The following is a 20,891-nucleotide window of genomic DNA, read 5'->3' as shown; positions in this document are numbered from 1 at the left end:
TAGTCTACAACCCCTTGTTGAGATAAAGTCCGAGTCCTGCCAACAGCAGTCCTACAGCCCAGAATGTAATAACTACGCGCCATTCGGACCAGCCGGACAGCTCGAAATGATGATGAATAGGGCTCATTTTGAAAATACGCTTGCCACGTGTTTTAAAGGAAGCTACCTGCAAGACCACGGACAGCATTTCAATTACGAATACACCGCCGATAATGAGAAACAAAATTTCGCTTTTCGTAACGATGGCAATGGCACCTATGGCGCCGCCGATTCCCAGCGAGCCTGTGTCACCCATAAACACCTTGGCAGGATGAGCATTATATACAAGAAATCCTAGTACAGCGCCGATCATAGCTGCTGAGCATACTGCTGCCGGAAGCGAGGTTGCCTGAATCGCGACAATGGCATAAGCAGCAAAGGCAATGGCACTTGTACCGGACAGCAGCCCGTCCAGCCCATCCGTGAAATTGACAGCGTTGCTAATTGCCAGCATCATGATAATAATGAACGGATAATAGAACCAGCCGCCCCAATCAAATGACCATGACGTTCCAGGGATGCCGATCGCAGTACTATGATCATTGCTAAGCAGAAGCCAGCACATGATCGCGCCAAACAATAATTGTCCAAACAGCTTTTGACGCGCCGTCAGGCCTAACGAGCGTTTGAATACAATTTTGATATAGTCATCCAAAAAGCCGATCAGCCCAAAACCGAGTGTAGCAACCAGCAGAACGTAAAAGTCCGTATTTTTGATAGCTGAAAACTTAAGAAAGGTCAGCGTAAAAGCCACCAGAATCACGATACCGCCCATTGTAGGCGTACCTATCTTTTTAAGATGGCTTTGTGGCCCGTCATCCCGGACCTGCTGGCCAAATTTCATTCGCCGCAGCAGCGGAATGAGCAGTGGAGCGGCAATGACCGCCAGTATAAACGATACGACGATCGTCAGCAGTAATAATTGAATATCCATGGGAGTCTCCCTCTCGTCAACATCAGTTCTGTAGCGGACCGTTTTTCAGCGCATCCACAATTTCTTCTAGTCGCATCCCTCTGGATGCCTTAACCAGCACAATATCATTGGCATGGAGATGAACCCGCAAATGCTGGATCAACTCTTGCTTATCTGTATAAGCGTGCACGTTAACAGCTGGCATCAACCCTTGCGCGCCATGTGCAATCGAAGTGCCTAACGCACCGTAGGTAAACAGTACCTCTACGTCGTGCTTTGCCGCGAAAATTCCAATTTCCTCATGGAATTGCTTTTCCTCAGGTCCCAGCTCCAGCATGTCACCAAGTACGGCGACTTTACGTCCATCCGTTTTATACGCAGACAACGTCTGAATTGCAGCCTTCATTGAAGCCGGACTGGCATTATAAGCGTCGTTTAGCACAGTAAGTCCATTAGGACAGTTCACGACCTCAATACGCATGCCCGTCAGTTTTAAAGACGACAACCCTTTACGTATATGGTCTGCATCGACATTGAAATGACGCGCTACCGCCAGTGCTGCCAAACCATTTACAACATTGTGCTGTCCAAGCAAGGGAAGTCGGAAAGCCTCTTTCCCAGATTGGTCTGTTATGAATAAGCTACCTTCTCCATCCGAAGTGATTTCCGTTGGATAGTCATCGTTGCCTGCAGCTAGCCCGAACGTAAATAATTTTAAACCTTCAGGCTTGACCGTTTCAGACTCCGCCAACACTTGTGAAAGCAGTGGTTCATCCCCGTTGTAGATCAGCAAACCACCGGGCTTAAGGCCACTTGTGATTTCCAACTTTGCACGAGCGATTTCCGCACGAGAACCAAGCTGCAGCAAGTGCGATTCGCCTATGTTCGTTATGATAGCTACATCTGGTTGGGCAATATTAGCCAGCAGACGAATCTCTCCACGTCCACTCATGCCCATCTCCAGAATGAGAATATCTGTATCCTGCGGCATGGACAGTACCGTTAAAGGCAAACCGATATGATTGTTATAATTTCCTTCGGTTTTGTGTACTTTAAAAGTCGTGCCCAGCAGAGCGTTTACGATGTCTTTCGTTGTCGTCTTGCCGTTGCTTCCCGTGATCCCAACGACAGAAACGCCAGTTTCGCGTAAGTATGCAGCTGCTAGATGCTGAAGGGCTTCTAACGTATCCTCTACCTCAATAGCGTTCTCAGCCGGAGGTACGCCATGATCCTTTTGCCATAAAAATGCAGCTGCACCTGCCTCACTTACGATCTGCTGCACATAATTATGCCCATCAAATCGTTCGCCCACGAGTGGAACAAACAACCCTTGGCCCTGCGGCCTGCGAGAATCTGTAAAAACGCCTTCGACTATCTGTTCGGCGTCCGCTTCTCCGTGAAGTGTTCCTTCACACATAGATGCAATCTGACCGATTGTTCTTTTCATCACTTGGATAAACCCCTTATCGCTTCTTTGGCTACGATGCGGTCATCGAATTCATGCACCGTTTTTCCGATCAACTGGTAAGTCTCATGACCTTTTCCCGCAATCAATACTACATCGTCAGGGCTTGCCATTTCAACAGCTTTATGAATTGCAGTTCTGCGATCCACGATCAATTCGTATCGTTCTGCGGGTATACCTTCGTCAATCAGCCCTTGTTCGATGTCTTTCAAAATCACTTTCGGGTCCTCTGTCCGCGGATTGTCGGAAGTAATAAACGAATGATCACTGTAACGCGCAGCAATTTTCCCCATCAACGGACGTTTCGTACGATCCCGGTCACCCCCGCATCCAAATACACACCATACTTTACCGACCGCAAATTCCTTTACGGTGCGGAGGACATTTTCCAATCCGTCCGGTGTATGGGCATAGTCTACAATAACAGCAAAGGGCTGACCCGCATCTACAGGCTCTACCCGCCCATCTACGCCTGCGATAGACTCTAGACTCCTCTTGATATCCGCCAGCGAAATCCCCTCCAGCAGAGCTGCGGTAATGGCCGCCAGTGCGTTGTACACATTGAACTTGCCCACCATTCGAAGCTCAATATCGGTATCTCCTTTAAAAGTGGACACATGGAAGAAGGTTCCCTTGGCACCAATAGTGATACGAGATGCCTGCACATCAGATTCCTTTTCCACGCCGTATGTAATCACTTGGGCCGCAGTTTGAGCCTGCAAATAGGAAGAAGCCGGATCGTCTGCATTCAGAACAGCATATTTGCTATCTGATGCATCGCGCGAGAAAGCATTTCCCAACCTAGAGAACAAAAGTCCTTTTGCAGCACGGTACTCCTCCATTGTGTTGTGGTAGTCCAGGTGGTCCTGCGTCAGGTTTGTAAATATAGCTGTGCGAAAATCAGTTCCCTTGACGCGACCCTGCTCCAACGCATGTGAGGATACTTCCATGACACAGCATTGAACCCCCTGCTCTGCCATATTTCCCAGATAACGTTGAAGTTCCACCGCTTCGGGCGTAGTGCCAGACATTGGATAAGACTGACCACCGTAACGCATTTGAATCGTACCAATCAGTCCGGTGTTCACCCCGGCGTCCTTCATGATCTTTTCAATCAGATAAGTTATCGTTGTTTTACCGTTGGTTCCGGTTATGCCGATCATGCGCATGCGTCGGCTCGGTGAATCAAACATATAATCCGCCAAAACCGCCATGGCATGTCGTGCATCCTTAACTACAAGCTGCGGAACAGGTACATCCAGTTCGCGTTCAACGACCAAAGCTGCCGCTCCGGACGCAATTGCCTGCTCAGCATAGTCATGTCCGTCCACTGTAAAACCTGGCAGACACAGAAATAAATCTCCCGGTTGCACTCGACGTGAATCCGCCCCGATTCCTCGGCAATCCACTGTACCGTCACCCACGACACGGGAGACGGCCAGCAGTGAAGCCAATTGTTGAAGCTGCATCTTTCATTCCTCCATTGCTCTCTCGTTATTCATAGTATGGTATAAAATGAACCTATCAATCCCCCATGTAAATACGGATCGTTGATCCCCGCTCCAATCTGGAGCCCGGCTTCGGCGCCTGACTCACGACCGTCTTGCCTGACCCGGATTTTACGAGCATAAAGTTCATATTCATATCTTCGTACAAATCAGCTGCAGTAGCACCTACCAGATCAGGTACCGTTTCGATCGGATTTTCTCCATACTTGTACTCTTTGGCAATTTGATTGGTGCGAGGTGGTATTTTTAAGGCAATCAGCGCGTCCTTTAAAATATTTTGCACGATTGGCGCAGCAACAACCCCGCCGAATTGAATGCCCTTCGGGTTATCGACAGCGGTATAGACGACGATTTGCGGATCATCTGCCGGTGCAAAACCAATAAAGGATACAATATGCTCCGAGGAAGAATAACGCCCGTTAATCACCTTTTGTGCTGTCCCCGTTTTACCTCCCACCCGGTAGCCTTCAATAAAAGCAGGACGACCTGTACCTTTAGCAACGACACTTTCCAGCGCTTCCCTTACCTGTCGGGAGGTGTCCTCTGAAATGACCCTACGTACCAGTTCTGGTTCTACTTTTTCCAGCACTTTTCCGGTTCCCGGCTGAACCCAACCTTTTGTAATGTGAGGCTTGTAAAGATTACCGCCATTGATTGCCGCTGATACAGCCGTAACCTGCTGGATCGGGGTGACAGACACCCCTTGACCAAAAGCGGTCGTCGCCAGTTCTACAGGACCGACCTGAGGTAGCTTGAACAAAATGCCATTGCCCTCACCAATCATGTCGATCCCCGTTTTGCTGCCGAAGCCGAAATTGCGAATGTACTTGAACAGTGTTTCTTTGCCTAACCGCTGCCCCAATGTTACAAAACCAGGGTTGCAAGAATTCTCCACCACTTGAAGGAAAGTTTGGCTCCCATGTCCGCCTTTCTTCCAGCAACGCAGGCGTGCTCCACCGACTTCAATATATCCCGGATCAAAAAAACGGTCATTTTTGAGATTGACCTTCTTTTCTTCCAAGGCAGCCGCCAATGTAATAATTTTAAAAGTAGACCCAGGTTCATATGTCATCCAGATAGGCAGATTTCGATTGTAGATTTCAGGCGCATATTGCTTGTATAGCGCTGGCTCATAGCTTGGTCGTCCAGCCATGCCTAATATTTCACCCGTCTTGGGGTTCATAGCTATAGACAACGCGGACTTCGCCTGAAATTTGACCATGGCTTGGTCAAGCTCCCGCTCCATAATGGACTGCACAGACTTATCAATGGTTAATTGTAAATTCAGTCCATCCTTCGGTTCAATGTATTTTTCGGAAGAACCTGGCATCAGACGACCACCTGCATCTGATAAATATGCAATACTTCCGTCAATTCCCCGAAGCTTACTGTTTTGCTGCTTCTCTACGCCTGTCAGCCCTTGATTATCAATTCCTGTAAACCCAAGAATATGAGCGGCTAGATCACCATAAGGATAATAACGTTTGTTGTCTTCAGCAACAACGATACCCGGCAGCTTCAAATCACGAATTTGCTGCGCTTTCTCCATCGTAATTTTTCGTCCGCCGGGCTGAAGTTTTTGGCTTGCTGTTCGTTTGGTAATCAGCTTGAGCACTTTATCCTCACTCATATCCAGCAAGGGCGCCAGCCTGCGTGCCGTTTCTTCCGGCTTCTTAATCTGTACTGGTATCGCCATGACTGTGGGCGAACTGACATTGTAGGTCAGCGCCGTACCCTGCCGATCCAAAATTTCACCACGCTTGGCGGCAAATGGAATATTGCGGCGCCACGAATCCTCAGCCTTGGCCGAGAGCTCGCCTCCTTTACCCAATTGAACATAGGCGAGCCGGATCGACAAGGCCGCAAACAGTACAAATAATCCCATTAGCCCCCATACCAGCCTTCGCCGCATGGTCACGTTAGATTTTTTCAAACGCGCTCCCTCCGTTCCTCAAATACTCATGACATGTCTTACCTCATGAATATTCAAAAGAACGAACATTAAGAACAAGCTATCAGTTATCCTCGCCTTTAATCTCAGCAGCACTTTTCTCATCTGCAACAGCCGATATTCCTCTCTTAGGAGCTCCCGCATCTGTTCCAGCTTCGGCAGTAGTACCGGATTCGTTTTTATTATCGGCCTCCGTTTTTGTTGCGCTCCCAATCTGGTTAGCTGCAACCCCATTGGTCGAGTCCTGTGTATCCTCCGGTTTCACTCCGGTCACCGTTTCTTTGGCCGGCTGAAGCATCACACTGACGATTCGCTTTCCATTTACCATTTGCGCCTTTTGAGAGACGACATAACCTTCGCCGCTTACCTGCACACCAACCCTCATAAGGGTTAGAACTTGAAGTGTGTCACGCAACGAAACACCTGTAAAATCAGGAATAGTCATGTTGGCACTATCCTCAGTCAGCAAGTAAATGCGTTGTCCGGGTTTCATTTTGACGCCTGCTTCAGGATACTGGCGAACAATTTTGGAGCCTTTGCCTACCGTTTCATAGGCAATCCCCTGTTTGAGCAATGCGTTTTGCGCATCCTTCTTCACCTGACCCGTTAATTGTGGTACCGTTGGCAAATTCAATGTTTTTACAACAGCGCCACCTGATTTATTCGTTTTAGTTCCCGTTTTTGGAACACCCATATATTGCAACGATTGGGATACGATTTTTTTAAATACAGGCGCTGCTGCTGTACCGCCGCCTACCGATTTGTTAGGTTCGTCCATAACAACCAAAACAGCCATTTTCGGATCATTTACCGGTGCAAAACCTATAAAGGACACGACATCCTTCGAATGGTCATATACTTTTCCAACGACCTTCGTCGCTGTACCTGTTTTACCAGCTACACGATATCCGTCGATATAAGCAAGGCGTCCCGTACCAATTTCCTGGTCAGACACAACCTGCTCCAGATAGCTACTTGTCTGAGCTGCAGATTCCTGAGTAATCACTTGGCGGATTTCCTTTGGCTGAATCGTCTGCACTTCGCCTGTATCTGGGTTTATAATTTCCTTTACCAGATGAGGCTGCATCAGCTTCCCCCCGTTAGCAATTGCCGAGATGGCAGCTACCTGCTGGATTGGCGTCACCTGGACACGTCCGTGTCCATATGAAGCTGTTGCGACCTCGGATTTGTACTGGGTATGGAATGTGATAGCTCCGGTAGACTCACTCGGAAGATCAATACCCGTTTTCACCCCGAAACCAAAGTTATTAATATATTTCTTCAGCCTTTCGCCACCCAACTTATCCAGCCCCAGATGGACAAAGCCGACGTTACTTGAACGCTTGACTCCCTGAAGATAAGTTAACGTTCCCCAGTTACGGCTTACGTCACGAATATCCCAACCTCCGACCCGAATCATACCAGATTGGTAGGATTCATTCGGATTGAATACCTTTTCTTGAACCGCGGCAGCCAAGGTCACAATCTTAAACGTGGAGCCCGGCTCGTAGATGGACTGAGTAGCATTATTACGGAAATTTTCCAAAGGTGTACTCCCATATGTATTGGGATTAAAATTCGGGTAGGTCGCCATACCGAGAACATCCATCGTTTTGGGATCAGCCGCTACCACAGTCATCGTTTTCGGATTGTATTTTGCAATAGCTTCCTGCATGGCATCCTCTATATAATACTGAATCGTATCGTCAATCGTCAGCTTTAAATTTTTACCATTTTGTGCCGGCTTATAGACACTTCCCGATCCTTGAAGAGGAACTCCCTTCCGATCCCGCTGATACAGAAGCTTTCCAGCCGTCCCCGAGAGCTCTTTATTATAATAAGCTTCCAACCCCATACCTGCTGTGCCATCTTTTCTTTGATAGCCAAGAACATGGGAAGCCAGCTTATTTTCTGGATAATAGCGTTTGGATCCTTGAACAGTGTCCACAGCTCCAATTACTTGATACTTATCCTTCAAATACTCTTTGAACGTATCCACTTGTGCCTTGACCTCAGGATCTACCTTCCAGCCTCCATTGCGGATCTCGCGGTTTTTTAAGTAGTTCCCCGCTTTATCCTTTGCAGAAAGATGCCTTCTCAGCTCATCCTCAGGTGTTTTGAGTAATTGGTGTAGCTTAGCTACAACCTCATTCTCCAAATCATACTCCTGAATGATGGTAGGATTGACAACTACCGTATAAGCCGGTGCATCCGTAGCCAATACGTTTCCTTTACGGTCCGTAATGGTTCCACGCTTGGGCTGAATCACCTGATCTTTTTCCACTTGAGTAACTACCAGGTTATGCCAGTACTCCCCGCTCACAACTTGAATCCAAAATACCTTAAGTAGCAGAACAAGAAAAAAGAGGGTAATACATCCCCCTATCAGCAGTGTACGAAGCTTTATTCTTTTGACCATAGCTCAAACCTCTCTGCAAAAAAATGTACGTCAGAGCATAGCTTGATGCTATGCCCTTAACTATTTGGCAGCCTGCTTTTCCACACGAATGGGCTCTCTTGTTGGTTCGATATATCCCTGTTCCTTTGCAGTCGGCACGATCTGATTTTCCAGACGCTCCTTTTGAATCTTCAGTTGGGCGATATTGGTCTGTAATTTGGAAATGTCCTTGCTTGCCGTATTAATCGAATAATTGATTTGATAAATGTGAGCGTACCTGCCAATCAACATACCAGCAATGACAATGCACGCTACAAGTGTCAATAGATACAGCAGCTTTTCTCGAATCGGCAGCTCTCTGCGGCGTGTAACGACTTTGGTGGTCTCACGATACCGTTGTTGCTGAACCTGTTCCTGACGGGCTCTTTCTTTTACAGCCAAATTACCGCGTGTATAAGCCATGTCGCCTCTCCTTCTCCATTAAATTTACAATTTTTCGGCAACTCTCAGCTTCGCTGACCGGGACCGTGGATTAAGCTCCAATTCCTGCTCTGACGCCACAATCGGCTTACGGTTCACCAGCTTCAGATCGCCTATCATTTTGTCCTCCAAAATAGGCAGATCAGATGGATAGATGCTTTTCGCCAAATACTCCTTGAAAATATGCTTGCATATCCGATCCTCCAGAGAATGGAATGTAATGACCGAAATTCTACCTCCTGGAGCCAGACATCTTATTGCCTGATGCAAAGTATCTTCCAGTGCACCCAACTCATCATTTACAGCAATCCGCAAAGCCTGGAAACTGCGTTTAGCCGGATGTCCCCCGGTTCTGCGTGCCGCAGCCGGAATTCCTTCTTTGATAATATCGACAAGTTCCCCTGTTGTGTGAATAGGCTTGTTCAATCGACGTTCAATCATGATCTTTGCGATCCGCCGTGAAAACTTCTCTTCTCCGTAATGAAACAAAATACGCGCAATCTCTGCTTCCGACCATTCATTGACAATTTCGTAAGCCGTAAGCGAGCTACTCTGATCCATCCGCATATCAAGCGGCGCATCATGATTGTAACTAAATCCCCGTTCCCCCTCATCGAACTGGGGCGAGGACACACCCAGATCGAACAAAATACCCTGGACCTGCGGGACGCCGTCTTTTTCGGGCAATCCCAATTCAGTCAGCTTGTCCTGCAAGTGGCGGAAGTTAGATTTCACTAATGAAATCTTTCCTTCATAGGCTGACAGCTTCTCTCGCGCATTGTTCAATGCCCAGTCGTCCTGATCAAAGGCAATAAGCCTTCCCTCAGGGCCAAGCTGTGATGCAATGACGGAACTGTGTCCTGCCCCTCCCAACGTGCAGTCCACATAAATCCCGTCCTGCCTGATGTTTAGTGCCTGTGTTGCTTCTTCTTTGAGTACGGTAATGTGGTGAAACAAACGGCTGACCTCCTAAATTACAATTCAAAGTTGAAATCAACCAATTTCTCAGCAATGTCATTAAATGCTTCCTCTGATTGGTTGAAATATTGCTCCCAAGTGTGCTTACTCCAAATCTCTACACGGGTGGACACTCCCAATACGACGCACTCTTTAGTAAGCTTGGCGTATTCGCACAAATTCCCCGGTAAATTTACCCTGCCCTGTTTGTCCAATTCGCATTCAGTCGCCCCCGAGAAAAAAAAACGGGTAAACGCCCGCGCATCGGCCTTCATCAGAGGCAGTGCTTTAAGTTTTTTCTCCATGACAGCCCACTCATCCATAGGATACACGAAGAGGCATTGGTCCAGCCCGCGGGTAACCACGAACGAGGCACCGAGAAGTTCACGAAACTTGGCCGGTACAGTAAGCCGACCCTTCTCATCAATGCTATGTTGGAACTCCCCCATAAACATTGGTTTCGTCACCCCTTACCCCATTCTCCCACTTTGGCCCACTTTCCACCACCTAAGCATAATAGATTCGCTTTAAAAAATCAAAGACCTCTTTTTCATTACCAAAAAGTGATAGAAGCTGGATCCATAGCATTATGTCTGTTATTGTAGCCCTGCGTCATAAGATACAAAAAAGCCCCTTATCCTATGAAGCCGGCACCCGACAATATGCATCAGGTTTCGAAACCACACGGAATAAAGGGCTTACTCTCTGTCCATTATGTCAACCTAAACAAACACTTGCATTAAAAACACAACACTTTTGCAGCGAAAATCGTGACGAAAAATCCGCTTACGCGTTCCAGCTGTCCAAATAGATCTTTTGGTCTTCAGTTAACGTGTCAATTTGAATTCCCAGACTATCAAGCTTGAATCGAGCTACCTGCTCATCAATTTCATAAGGTACATTGATAACGGCCTTACCAAGCTCATTATAACGATCATTCACGTATTTCAAGCCAAGCGCCTGAAGCGCAAATGTCGTATCCATAATTTCTGCTGGATGACCATCGGCGGCAGCTAGATTCACAAGGCGTCCTTCTGCCAGCAAATACATTTTACGTCCATCTTTAAAGCGATATTCCTCAATATTACGACGCACCGTACGAATGGATTCGGAACGTTTAGCAAGCTCAGGCTTACTAACCTCCACATCAAAATGCCCTGCGTTACACAGCACAGCCCCATCCTTCATCACATCAAAGTGTTCCCCTGTAATTACAGCCTTGTTACCAGTTACTGTAATAAAGAAATCACCCAGTTTGGCAGCCTCTACCATTGGTAACACATGGAAACCATCCATATGGGCTTCTACAGCCTTGATTGGATCAACCTCGGTTACAACAACGTTGGCTCCCAACCCTTTCGCACGCATTGCAACCCCTTTGCCACACCAGCCATAACCTACCACAACCACTGTACTTCCGGCTACAACCAGATTAGTCGTACGAATAATGCCGTCGAAAGCTGACTGTCCTGTACCATAGCGGTTGTCAAACAAATATTTGCAGTAAGCATCATTAACAGCCACCATCGGAAAGTGAAGTTGCCCTTCTTTTTCCAATGCCTTCAAACGAATAATGCCAGTAGTTGTCTCCTCTGCTCCCCCACGGATCGTAGAAATCAGATCAGGCCGTTCGGATTGCAACAGAGTAACCAAGTCACCACCATCATCTATAATGAGATCCGGCTTTGTTTCCAGTGCCTTGATTTGCAAATTTTTGAATTCTTCTGGGTCCGGATTGTATTTAGCTAATACTGTAACGCCATCTTCAACTAATGCGGCGCAAACATCATCTTGTGTGGACAATGGATTACTACCCGTAATAGTTACCTGCGCTCCACCTGCTTGTACCACTTTAGCCAAATAAGCCGTTTTGGCCTCCAGATGTAGACAGATGGTTACCTTCAAACCAGCAAAAGGCTGTTCTTGCTCGAATTGTTGACGTATACGGTTCAATACCGGCATATGTGCTTCTACCCAATCAATTTTCAAATGACCTTCAGGAGCCAATTTAAGATCGTGAACTATGCTATTTTGCAGAGAATGGGAAGTCATACTTTGTTTCCTCCTTCAAATTGGTTAAATTTTATTCCATGATAAATCCTATATAAAACAACAAATTATACATAAATAACACGATGCGTCCCCGTCAAATCCAATGGTACATTCATAATCGTATCCATCAGACTGAGACCATAACGATTCAGAAAATGATAGATCGTATACGCCCGCTCCTGCGGCTGTCCAAATGGGAAAAGCGACCATTCAATACGATCCCACTGGCGAAGTGCTGTTTCATTTTGTCGAAGCAACGCTTCCTGAACTTTTGCCTCCAGATAGGCGATCTGTGACAGAATCTTATCGCGGTTGGTTTCTCCAAGCCGTAGCAAACCTTTTTCAATCAAACCTGTCTGCTGCACAAGCGGTTCGTACATGCGGACAAAAGCTTCCTTTGCCCCGGAAAACTGATCCTGCATTCCAAGCTGGTCTTGAGTGGCAATCCATTGCTTTTTCCGTTCCTCAAGTCCGTCTCGAACTTGACCAAAACTTAATTCATACTTAAGCATATGCTTCTCCACACCTGACTCTACCAACGTAAAAGACATCCGTGGCAGCAGTATCGGCATCTGCATCTCCAACACCCCGAAAGCATCCCGTGTAATCGCCCAGTAAGCAATCTCTCCTAGACCCAGCACAGATGCCAGCACCGGAAACATTGAATCCTGCATTAGAGGACGAGTTAGCACATTATTACTAAAACGTTCGGGATGTCTATCTATCTCTTCAAGCAGTTCATCCACAGTAAACACCACCAGACCGTGTCGATCTGTGAATAGCCCAGCTTTTTTGAAAAGCAGCAAACGTTCATCTTCATGGATATAAAAGAGATTCGCGCCGCCTTCATGCACATCCGCTTGTAAATGATAGCCATAATCTACGATCCGCGTGGCAGTCGTCCGGTAAGCCTGCTCCAACTCATCATTGTGCTGAACCAGCCGCTTAAAAACGGATGCTTCCAGCTTGCGTAGCGAAGGATCTGCTGAATCCAAAAGTACTAATCCATAGCTGCCGAACAAAAGGCCCAGCAACTTGGCAAAGGCTTCACTCAGTCCATATGAGTCCGTTAATCCGTTCTCAATCATGCGCATTATATCAGCCTTATGTTCTGAATCTGGCAAGCTTTGCTCTATATCCGCTATCGCTTGCTTCCACTCAACAGTATCAACTTTAATCGCACTAACCGAAGAACGGCGTTCTAGTTGCTTATTCAGCTTGATTTTGACGGCTTGTGGGTCATTTGCCATTACGTATGTATGATTGACCTCATCCCAGTCATGATCTTCGCCAGCAATCCAGAAGACGGGGATAACCGGACGTCCAAGCCGTTCCTCAGCTTCTCTCGCTGCCTTAATAATTGTAGCGGCTTTGTAAATGACCAGCATCGGACCTGTGAACAGTCCGCTTTGCTGTCCGCCAGCTACTACTAAGGCATCTGGACTATCCAGACGGTCCAATGAAGCACGAACCGCCTCATGCGAATTGTATTTCTCATTGTATATACGAAGACATGCTACGACATCCTTACGGTTTAATCGCAGATGCCCCGTCTTATCCAGCCACTTCGCCCGTTGGGCATAAGCATCGGCGTGCAGCACATTATACTCATACAAATCGCTTGCGCGTCCCGTACCCTGTATATAATCTTCTGCCAAAGCCGACCCTCCGCGAAGCGTTTCCGGAATTATTTTCATGGGTCTGCCTCCTGTCTCCACCAAAACCTTACTGCTTGATTGTACCGAAAGCCCATGTCCACGTCAAAGCTTCCTACAAAAAAAACCGCCGAATAACTCGGCGGTTGTTGCATAAAACAAGATCAGGCGTAAGGCTCAGCTACAAAATGTCCTTTAGACACTTCGATAAGCGTGGCATTTTCCAGGTTATAAGCCCCTGTCTTATTGCCAGATGCATCATGAATCGGGCCTGCTTGGTCGCCTGGCATAATAATCCGTTTTTTGTTAGCTTCTACTTCTGGATCAGGAAGTGGGATCGCCGACAAAAGCATTTTCGTATAAGGATGGATCGGATTTGCATACAACTCAGCGCTTTCTGCAAGCTCGACCATTCTACCCATATACATTACAGCTACCCGATCACTGATGTGCTTAACCATCGACAGATCATGCGCAATGAACAGATATGTCAGACCCAAACGTTCTTGAAGCTCTTTTAGCAGGTTGACAACCTGAGCCTGGATAGATACGTCAAGAGCTGAAATCGGCTCATCACAAATGATGAATTTAGGATTAACCGCTAGTGCGCGTGCAATACCGATCCGCTGACGTTGACCACCAGAAAACTCATGCGGATAGCGTGTTGCATGGTCAGGGTTCAAACCAACCAGATCAAGTAACTCTTCAATCCGTTTCTTACGTTCTGCACGGCTACCCGCCATATTGTGAATATCCAGCGCCTCACCAATAATATCAGAAACAGTAAAACGCGGGTTCAATGATGCATACGGATCTTGAAAGATCATCTGCATATCACGGCGCATGGCTTTCATTTTACTCGGTGATAATTTGTAAATATCCGTCCCGTTAAAACGTACGCTTCCTGCTGTAGGTTCATACAAGCGCAAAATCGTACGACCCGCTGTAGACTTACCACAGCCGGATTCGCCAACCATACCCAGCGTTTCACCCTCACGAATATAGAAATTCAGGTTGTCCACCGCTTTGAGCACACGGTTTTTGCCAACATTAAAATACTTTTTAAGACCTTCAACCTCAATTAAATTGTTGCTACTCACCATGATCTCACCTCCTATTTCTTCAACTTCGGATCAAGCGCATCACGCAAGCCGTCGCCAAAAAGGTTGAACGCAAGCATAATCAAACTGATCAAACCTGCCGGGAAAAGCATCCGCCACGGGTAATACATCCACCCGGTCAGAGCTGATTCAATCATTGAACCCAGCGATGCCTCCGGATTCGGTACCCCTAACCCGAGGAAGCTCAGGAAAGCTTCGGAAAAAATAGCGGTCGGAACGCTCAACGTCAATGTAACGATGATCGGACCTACTGCATTAGGCAAGAGGTGGCGGAAAAGCAAACGACCTGCTCCAGCACCCATGGAACGGGAAGCAAGTACAAACTCTCTGTTTTTGAGTTGCATCATTTCACCACGTACAATCCACGACATGTTAATCCACCCGGTCACACAAAGCGCAATAATGATTGTAGTGATACTTGGCTCCAGTACAACCAGCAACAGGATCGTAACAAGCAAGTAAGGAATGGAGTACAAGATTTCAGAAAATTTATTCATGATTTCATCAACGCGGCCACCAAAGTAACCCATAATTCCACCATAAATAACACCAATCAGCAAATCAATCAAAGCTGCAGCCAGACCTATCGTCAAGGAAATCCGTGCTCCCATCCATGTACGGACAAACATATCACGTCCAAGATCATCCGTACCGAACCAATGCTCCGCGGAAGGTGGCAGATTCGTGCTGAGTAAATCATTAGAGTAATAATTATAGGGTGACAATATCGGGCCGATTAAAGAAAAAAGCACAATCAGAACTAAAACAATCAAGCTAGTCATTGCAACCTTGTTTTTACGAAGTCGTTCCCAGGCATCGCGCCAAGCAGATAAGCTTTCTCGCTGAATAACTTCAGACTGCTTTTCATCGACACCTATTTTTTGGAAATCTTCCGGTTTCACCTGAAGTTTATCCAAATTCACAGCATTGTCTTTCACAGACATAAAGTTACCCCTCCTTCCCGCCGGACAGCTTAATCCGAGGATCAATAAACCCATACGCGACATCTGTAATAAAACGCGCTAACATAAGCAAAACACCGTAAAAAATCGTTATCCCCATAATCATAGTGTAATCACGGCTTGTGATACTTTCCACAAACACTTTACCAATACCGCCAATCCCGAAAATCCGTTCAATAACCACAGATCCGGTAATAATATTCGCTGTCATTGGACCTACGTAGGTAACAACTGGCAAAATAGCATTCCGCACAACGTGCTTGAACATGATCGTAATGGATTTCAAGCCTTTAGCTTTGGCCGTTTTGATATAATCTGCATGCAGTACTTCTATCATACTGGAACGCGTCAATCGTGCAATAAACGCAATTGGTTGAGCGGACAAAGCCGCAACAGGCAGAACGTAGTCCATTGGGCCCTCAAAACCCATAACATTAAACAATTCCAACTTTTGGGCAAAAAAGAACTGGATTAATGATGCCAAAACGAAGCTGGGAACCGCAATACCTAGAATTGCCAATATCATCGCTACGGTATCAATGAGTCTACGATGGTACAAAGCCGCCAGCATGCCTAGTAAAATACCGACAATAATGGAGACAATAATTGCTACCAGACCTAATTTTAATGATACCATAAAGGTCTGTCCAATAATGTCGCTCACATCTTGATTCAATTTTTTCATAGAAATACCAAAATCACCCGTAACAATATCACCTAAGTATTTAAAATATTGTACATATACAGGCTTATCCAACCCATACTGTTCCATTAATCGGGCTTGAATCTCAGGAGACGTCGCTCTTTCGCTCATAAAAGGGTTACCTGGAATTGCCTTCATCAGAAAGAACGTCGCAGAGATCAGAATGAGCAAAGAAATAAGCATAAATATAAATTTACTGATCAAATAACGCGCCATCGCCCGTTTACACCCCCCATATTTTTTCGACACCATTCGATTCTATAGAAATAGAGTTGGGTTGTCCAATCTACTTATATGCATGGTTAATTTAATCATATTAAGAAGAACCCTCACACACAAAAAAAACGGGATATATATGGCAGTACCCACATATATATCCCGAAGTAACTCTTCAACTTCAGAATCAAGTATCAGCTACTTACTGTGTTATATAAGCTCTTGTAAAATCAATTGCACCACTAAAATCCAAGGCAACGCCTTTTACATTTGGTTTCGTCAAAGAAGTATTAGAGTAGTAATAAATCGGCAGTAAAACCATATCATCCTGAACAAGAAGCTTCTCTGCTTTCGCAAATATTTCCATGCGTTTTCCTGGATCAGTTTCTGTTTTAGCCGCTTTAATCAAACCATCATATTCAGGATTAGAATATCCAGAATTATTGTTGCCATTACCAGTTGTCCAGATATCCAAGAATGTCATCGGATCATTAAAGTCAGCAGACCATCCACCACGAGCAATTTGGAAATTCAACTTGTTACGTGTTTGGATAAATACGCCCCACTCCTGGTTTTGCGTTTTCACATCGATTCCCAGGCTTTTCTTCCACATATCTGCAACTGCCAAAGCAATTTTTTGGTGTCCTTCAGTAGAATTGTAGAGTAGAGTGATTGGAGGGAGTGAAGTTACTCCTTCTTCCTTCATACCTTCTTGAAGCAATTTCTTCGCTTCAGCTACATCTTCTTTGAAATAATCATCTTTATGCTCATTACGGTATTCCTGAGATAAACCTTTAATACCCGGAGGTACAAAGCCGTAAGCAGGAATCTCTCCACCCATCGTTACTCTATCAACAATCGGCTGACGTTGAATCGACATTGCAAATGCTTTACGAATTTTAAGATTATTGAACGGTTTTTCGGTGACGTTAAACAAATAGTAATAGGTGCTTGCTATACCTTTAGCCTGGAATTCATTAGGCATTTCATTTTTCACAGCCATCATTTGGTCTGCAGGAATTTCACCATTTGGTTTACCTGCATAATCAAGTTGTCCACTTCTGTAAGAAGCGAGTTCTGTTGCACCGCTGTTTACAAGGGACATTGTAATTTTCTTCAGTTTAATTTCGTCCTTACCCCAATAATTCTCGCTTTTGGAAACCTCAATCTTTTGACCTGTCTCCCAAGTCGACAATGTGAAAGGCCCGTTAGTGATCATGCTTTCTTTTTTAGTCGCCCATTTATCATTACCTTTAACAGACGGATGCACCGGATAATAGGTGTAGAAAGAAGTCAATCCCAGGAAGTAAGGTGTTGCATGTTCCAGTTCTACCTGTAATGTATGGTCGTCAACTGCTTTGACACCTACATCTTTGAAGTCCGTAACTTTAGTACCTTTAAAAGATTTGGAAGTGCTCAGGTTGTAACCCTCAGCATTTTTGATATAGTACAATTGGTAAGCATATGGAGGTGCAGGAGCCGTGGAAGGATCCAATACCCGTTGCCAAGCAAATACGAAGTCGCTTGCTTTGACTGGGTCGCCATTACTCCATTTTGCAGTATCGCGAAGCTTAAACGTATAGGTTTTGCCGTCATCGGAAATTTTCCAAGATTCAGCTACGCCAGGAATTTCTTTACCATCAGGGCCCATGCGAACAAGACCTTCATACATTGTTTTTAAAACAGTGTTTGCTTGAGTATCTTGAGCCTGTGCCGGATCGAACGTTGGCGGCTCGGATGCAAGGTTAATGCGCAAAATTTGCTTGTCGGCCGGAGCCGGCGTAGTCGAGGTGTTTTCTTGTGCGCCCTTACCATTGGTATCGTTCTTGCTGGAGCCGCAACCTGCGAGCAATGCGCCAACTGCAAGAATGAGTGTCAAAAGGACTAAAAAGCTTTTCCTTTTCATCTAGCGTTTTCCCCCTAGTTCTAAAGTGGTATATGTTTATAGATTATACAACCAGCGGTCAAAAAAATCTACATTACATTTCTTCAAATTGAGCTTTTTTTTCAAAAAAACATGATTAATTCATATTTTCTCACCGTTTCATGTCATGTTATATCACATGATGTTGAATATATTCTTAAATATACCAACAACAGTCAACAAAATATACGCCAATGTCATTGCTATAAAAGTTAATCTCCAGACCGCTCTACATAATCTTTTACCATCAACCTTTCCTTTTATTCGATTTTGAGCTCCTCCAATTAAACCCAAGGCCAGTAATAGGAGCAGTAGAATCAAATAAAAACCGAATCGAGATGTAAAAATGACGTTAAAGAGTGCTGCGACGGAAAATATCAGAAAAAACGTGGTAATATCCATAGAAGTAAGTAACGATTTCTTTTTTTCCATTTTAAGAATGTAGCGACAAACCGCAAACACGATCAAAAACGGAAAAAAGGGAAGAATACTGAAAGTGATAATGGTACCTTGTATAAGACTCAACTGATCACCCCTCTTTTAGCCGCATACCTTCAATTAATTGCCACAATACCTCATGAGTTGGTGCAGTAACCCCAGCCTGATCTGCCATCTGCACCAGTTGTCCGTTAATTGAAGCAACTTCTGTCATGGACTGTGCAAGTACATCAGCTAGCATGGACGAGTGATTTTCTGCCGTTGACCGGCATACATTTATAATTTGCTCCCACCATGCGTTTTCCCAGTGGATACCATGAGCTTCATACACTTGAATGCCTTCATCGTACAACCTGCGCATCATATGTATTCGAATAGGGGGCGAAAGCAGCTCGCCATTACGAACTCGCCATACCGCCGTCAGCGGATTGATTACAGCATTGATCAACAACTTGCGATACATACCGTTCTCGATTTCTTTCGACAAGCAAGCGTCAAATCCTGCTGCAAGCAGCCGATTTAGCACACATTGGTTAAAATTATTGTTCTTCGACTCCTCCCCTTCCTCCGAACAACCTATTTCAGTAACACCCGATCCTGCATGTATAATAGATGCGACTCCCTGCCTCTTGGCTCCTTCAGTCGTCACAGCAGGGTATACCACAGCTTTAGGCCAAGCCTTTCTAATGCGTTCTATATGACCGATTCCATTCTGCAAGCAAACGATTCCTATATCTCTGTCCATTTGAGCTGCAGGCTGGATCTGTTCTAATACTTCCTCAATCGCCCCCTGTTTGGTCATAAGCATTATCCATCGTGCCGGAGCCTGTGAATTTAACCGTTGCCAATCCGCCAATGGCGCTACCTTCAATTTATCTCCAGACATATGTACTGCCACCTGCCCCTCCTTATCAAACACAGTGATTCCTTCATGAGTAATGACGCGTGCCTGCTCAAGTGTACGTGTCCACAGCCTTACTTTTGTACCCGAGGCAGATAACCTCCCGGCAAACAACAATCCCAGCGAACCCGCTCCAATAATATCAATCACCTTTGTATCGTCTCGCTTCCATCTTTTTTTCTACTATATCATATGCACTCTAAAGAAATACAAAAAACGCCAACTACGGCAAAGCGCTAGTTGACGTTTTATTTCAGAATTGCAGAAGTAATCTTGTTACTCAATGCGCTCCAGATTCCCATTGGCATCCATTTTGAATCTGGATTTAAGCTCTTCCTCATCTTCAGTAATTAGAGCCAAGCGCCGAGCCCGGTCCATAATCTGAATCAGAGCTTTATAATCATCATTCACAACACGATAGTCGGTTTGCACCTCATTCACTTCTTTGGACAGCCGGTCATTAATGGAGCGAAGCTGACTCAATTCTTCTTCCTTTTCCCGTAAATCTTTCTCCAGCATCTTAATCTGCCGATTCGTTTCCTGGACGGATCCCTTCCATTGACGCAAGAAACGAATTACTGCATCAATAGATAATGTATCCTCACTCGTACCATCCGTTCTGTACCCACCTTCGACTGTATCAAGCGAGGCAAAAGCCGCAACCTGTGATACACCTACCGGGTTCTGCTTGCGGATATAACTGCGCTTCTGGCGCTGTGCTTTGGCAATGCTAATTGCTTCATCGTAACGTTTGCGCACGCAACTGTTCCAACGAAAGCCGCATGCTGCAGAGGTTCTTCCTATCTTTTGTCCAACCTCCTCAAACGCAGCAAGCTGCGTTCCACCTTCACGGATATGCCGCAATGTCACCTCCGCCAATATCAAGTCATCTTCCACACTCCATGCATCTTGTCTTATTGCAGTCATGCCTCTAGCCCTCCTAACAACATCCTGAAATAACCGTCTTCATGAACCGATCCTGCCGGTATTTGAATAGGGTATAAAAGCTGTTTATTCATTCCTATGCCTCTCGTAGAGTTCATAGAATCTATTTGATACTAAATTGTATTTCCATTTCTGCAAGAACTCATACGTGAACGTAAACAGTTTCGGGTTTCAAGCATGCTCAGACTGCTGTACAATAAAATGAATGGTTAAAGAAACAGAAAGGATCATATACATTACCATGAGTTTTTTTCGGGAATACA

General features: G+C 45.5%; 17 protein-coding genes. All 17 read right to left on the bottom strand.

The window, feature by feature from the left end:
- Nucleotides 1-4: 4 nt before the first annotated feature.
- Nucleotides 5-973, bottom strand: coding sequence for a phospho-N-acetylmuramoyl-pentapeptide-transferase (mraY, locus tag G9G53_RS16395; protein WP_013311092.1), 969 nt, complete (start codon nt 971-973; stop codon nt 5-7).
- 22 nt (nt 974-995) lie between these two features.
- Complete coding sequence (locus G9G53_RS16390) at nt 996-2,399, bottom strand: UDP-N-acetylmuramoyl-tripeptide--D-alanyl-D-alanine ligase (protein ID WP_165149153.1); 1,404 nt, start codon at nt 2,397-2,399, stop codon at nt 996-998.
- Complete coding sequence (locus G9G53_RS16385; protein ID WP_029517757.1) at nt 2,399-3,886, bottom strand: UDP-N-acetylmuramoyl-L-alanyl-D-glutamate--2,6-diaminopimelate ligase; 1,488 nt, start codon at nt 3,884-3,886, stop codon at nt 2,399-2,401. Before G9G53_RS16385 ends, G9G53_RS16390 begins: the two co-directional genes overlap by 1 nt.
- Nucleotides 3,887-3,941: 55 nt before the next feature.
- A complete protein-coding gene (locus G9G53_RS16380; RefSeq protein ID WP_025721601.1) occupies nt 3,942-5,858 on the bottom strand; it encodes a stage V sporulation protein D in 1,917 nt (638 codons plus the stop codon).
- An 82-nt stretch (nt 5,859-5,940) separates the two neighbouring features.
- Nucleotides 5,941-8,295 carry a penicillin-binding transpeptidase domain-containing protein gene (locus G9G53_RS16375; protein ID WP_165149083.1) on the bottom strand — a complete coding sequence of 785 codons (2,355 nt, stop codon included), beginning with the start codon at nt 8,293-8,295 and terminating at the stop codon, nt 5,941-5,943.
- A gap of 60 nt (nt 8,296-8,355) precedes the next feature.
- A complete protein-coding gene (locus G9G53_RS16370) occupies nt 8,356-8,736 on the bottom strand; it encodes a hypothetical protein (protein WP_029517759.1) in 381 nt (126 codons plus the stop codon).
- Between the two features lie 24 nt (nt 8,737-8,760).
- Nucleotides 8,761-9,711: a 16S rRNA (cytosine(1402)-N(4))-methyltransferase RsmH gene (rsmH, locus tag G9G53_RS16365; RefSeq protein WP_023989455.1), complete on the bottom strand. Its 951-nt coding sequence runs from the start codon at nt 9,709-9,711 to the stop codon at nt 8,761-8,763.
- Nucleotides 9,712-9,728: 17 nt separating this feature from the next.
- Nucleotides 9,729-10,166 carry a division/cell wall cluster transcriptional repressor MraZ gene (gene mraZ / locus G9G53_RS16360; RefSeq protein ID WP_013311099.1) on the bottom strand — a complete coding sequence of 146 codons (438 nt, stop codon included), beginning with the start codon at nt 10,164-10,166 and terminating at the stop codon, nt 9,729-9,731.
- 331 nt (nt 10,167-10,497) lie between these two features.
- Nucleotides 10,498-11,763 (bottom strand): adenosylhomocysteinase, encoded by a 1,266-nt coding sequence (locus G9G53_RS16355; protein ID WP_013311100.1) that lies wholly within the window; start codon nt 11,761-11,763, stop codon nt 10,498-10,500.
- A 65-nt stretch (nt 11,764-11,828) separates the two neighbouring features.
- Nucleotides 11,829-13,460 (bottom strand): bacillithiol biosynthesis cysteine-adding enzyme BshC, encoded by a 1,632-nt coding sequence (gene bshC, locus G9G53_RS16350; RefSeq protein ID WP_029517760.1) that lies wholly within the window; start codon nt 13,458-13,460, stop codon nt 11,829-11,831.
- Between the two features lie 122 nt (nt 13,461-13,582).
- Entirely contained in the window at nt 13,583-14,521 is a 939-nt protein-coding gene (locus G9G53_RS16345; protein ID WP_029517761.1) for an ABC transporter ATP-binding protein, read from the bottom strand.
- An 11-nt stretch (nt 14,522-14,532) separates the two neighbouring features.
- On the bottom strand, nt 14,533-15,483 hold the full coding sequence (locus G9G53_RS16340) for an ABC transporter permease (protein ID WP_029517762.1): 951 nt from the start codon (nt 15,481-15,483) through the stop codon (nt 14,533-14,535).
- 4 nt (nt 15,484-15,487) lie between these two features.
- Nucleotides 15,488-16,420, bottom strand: a complete 933-nt coding sequence (locus G9G53_RS16335; protein ID WP_029517763.1) for an ABC transporter permease — start codon at nt 16,418-16,420, stop codon at nt 15,488-15,490.
- Between the two features lie 202 nt (nt 16,421-16,622).
- Nucleotides 16,623-18,326 (bottom strand): peptide ABC transporter substrate-binding protein, encoded by a 1,704-nt coding sequence (locus G9G53_RS16330; protein WP_029517764.1) that lies wholly within the window; start codon nt 18,324-18,326, stop codon nt 16,623-16,625.
- A 153-nt stretch (nt 18,327-18,479) separates the two neighbouring features.
- Complete coding sequence (locus G9G53_RS16325) at nt 18,480-18,869, bottom strand: DUF3397 domain-containing protein (protein WP_013311106.1); 390 nt, start codon at nt 18,867-18,869, stop codon at nt 18,480-18,482.
- 4 nt (nt 18,870-18,873) lie between these two features.
- The gene (locus G9G53_RS16320; protein WP_049817000.1) at nt 18,874-19,833 is read right to left on the bottom strand and encodes a ketopantoate reductase family protein; all 960 of its coding nucleotides are present in this window, start codon (nt 19,831-19,833) and stop codon (nt 18,874-18,876) included.
- 126 nt (nt 19,834-19,959) lie between these two features.
- Nucleotides 19,960-20,610: an RsfA family transcriptional regulator gene (locus G9G53_RS16315; protein WP_029517765.1), complete on the bottom strand. Its 651-nt coding sequence runs from the start codon at nt 20,608-20,610 to the stop codon at nt 19,960-19,962.
- Nucleotides 20,611-20,891 lie beyond the last annotated feature (281 nt).

This window comes from Paenibacillus sp. EKM206P, assembly GCF_011066155.1.
In the GTDB taxonomy this organism is placed as follows: Bacteria; Bacillota; Bacilli; order Paenibacillales; family Paenibacillaceae; genus Paenibacillus; species Paenibacillus polymyxa_D.
The sequence above is the reverse complement of the archived record's forward strand: the minus strand, read 5'-3'. Positions and strand labels throughout refer to the sequence as shown.

What these genes read in the sequence shown, in the direction of transcription:
- G9G53_RS16345 (WP_029517761.1), bottom strand. Translation starts at nt 14,521, where the DNA reads ATGGTGAGTAGCAACAATTTAATTGAGGTTGAAGGTCTTAAAAAGTAT.
- mraY (WP_013311092.1), bottom strand. Translation starts at nt 973, where the DNA reads ATGGATATTCAATTATTACTGCTGACGATCGTCGTATCGTTTATACTG.
- G9G53_RS16385 (WP_029517757.1), bottom strand. Translation starts at nt 3,886, where the DNA reads ATGCAGCTTCAACAATTGGCTTCACTGCTGGCCGTCTCCCGTGTCGTG.
- G9G53_RS16315 (WP_029517765.1), bottom strand. Translation starts at nt 20,610, where the DNA reads ATGACTGCAATAAGACAAGATGCATGGAGTGTGGAAGATGACTTGATA.
- G9G53_RS16370 (WP_029517759.1), bottom strand. Translation starts at nt 8,736, where the DNA reads ATGGCTTATACACGCGGTAATTTGGCTGTAAAAGAAAGAGCCCGTCAG.
- G9G53_RS16355 (WP_013311100.1), bottom strand. Translation starts at nt 11,763, where the DNA reads ATGACTTCCCATTCTCTGCAAAATAGCATAGTTCACGATCTTAAATTG.
- G9G53_RS16335 (WP_029517763.1), bottom strand. Translation starts at nt 16,420, where the DNA reads ATGGCGCGTTATTTGATCAGTAAATTTATATTTATGCTTATTTCTTTG.
- G9G53_RS16390 (WP_165149153.1), bottom strand. Translation starts at nt 2,399, where the DNA reads ATGAAAAGAACAATCGGTCAGATTGCATCTATGTGTGAAGGAACACTT.
- G9G53_RS16330 (WP_029517764.1), bottom strand. Translation starts at nt 18,326, where the DNA reads ATGAAAAGGAAAAGCTTTTTAGTCCTTTTGACACTCATTCTTGCAGTT.
- bshC (WP_029517760.1), bottom strand. Translation starts at nt 13,460, where the DNA reads ATGAAAATAATTCCGGAAACGCTTCGCGGAGGGTCGGCTTTGGCAGAA.
- G9G53_RS16340 (WP_029517762.1), bottom strand. Translation starts at nt 15,483, where the DNA reads ATGTCTGTGAAAGACAATGCTGTGAATTTGGATAAACTTCAGGTGAAA.
- G9G53_RS16375 (WP_165149083.1), bottom strand. Translation starts at nt 8,295, where the DNA reads ATGGTCAAAAGAATAAAGCTTCGTACACTGCTGATAGGGGGATGTATT.
- mraZ (WP_013311099.1), bottom strand. Translation starts at nt 10,166, where the DNA reads ATGTTTATGGGGGAGTTCCAACATAGCATTGATGAGAAGGGTCGGCTT.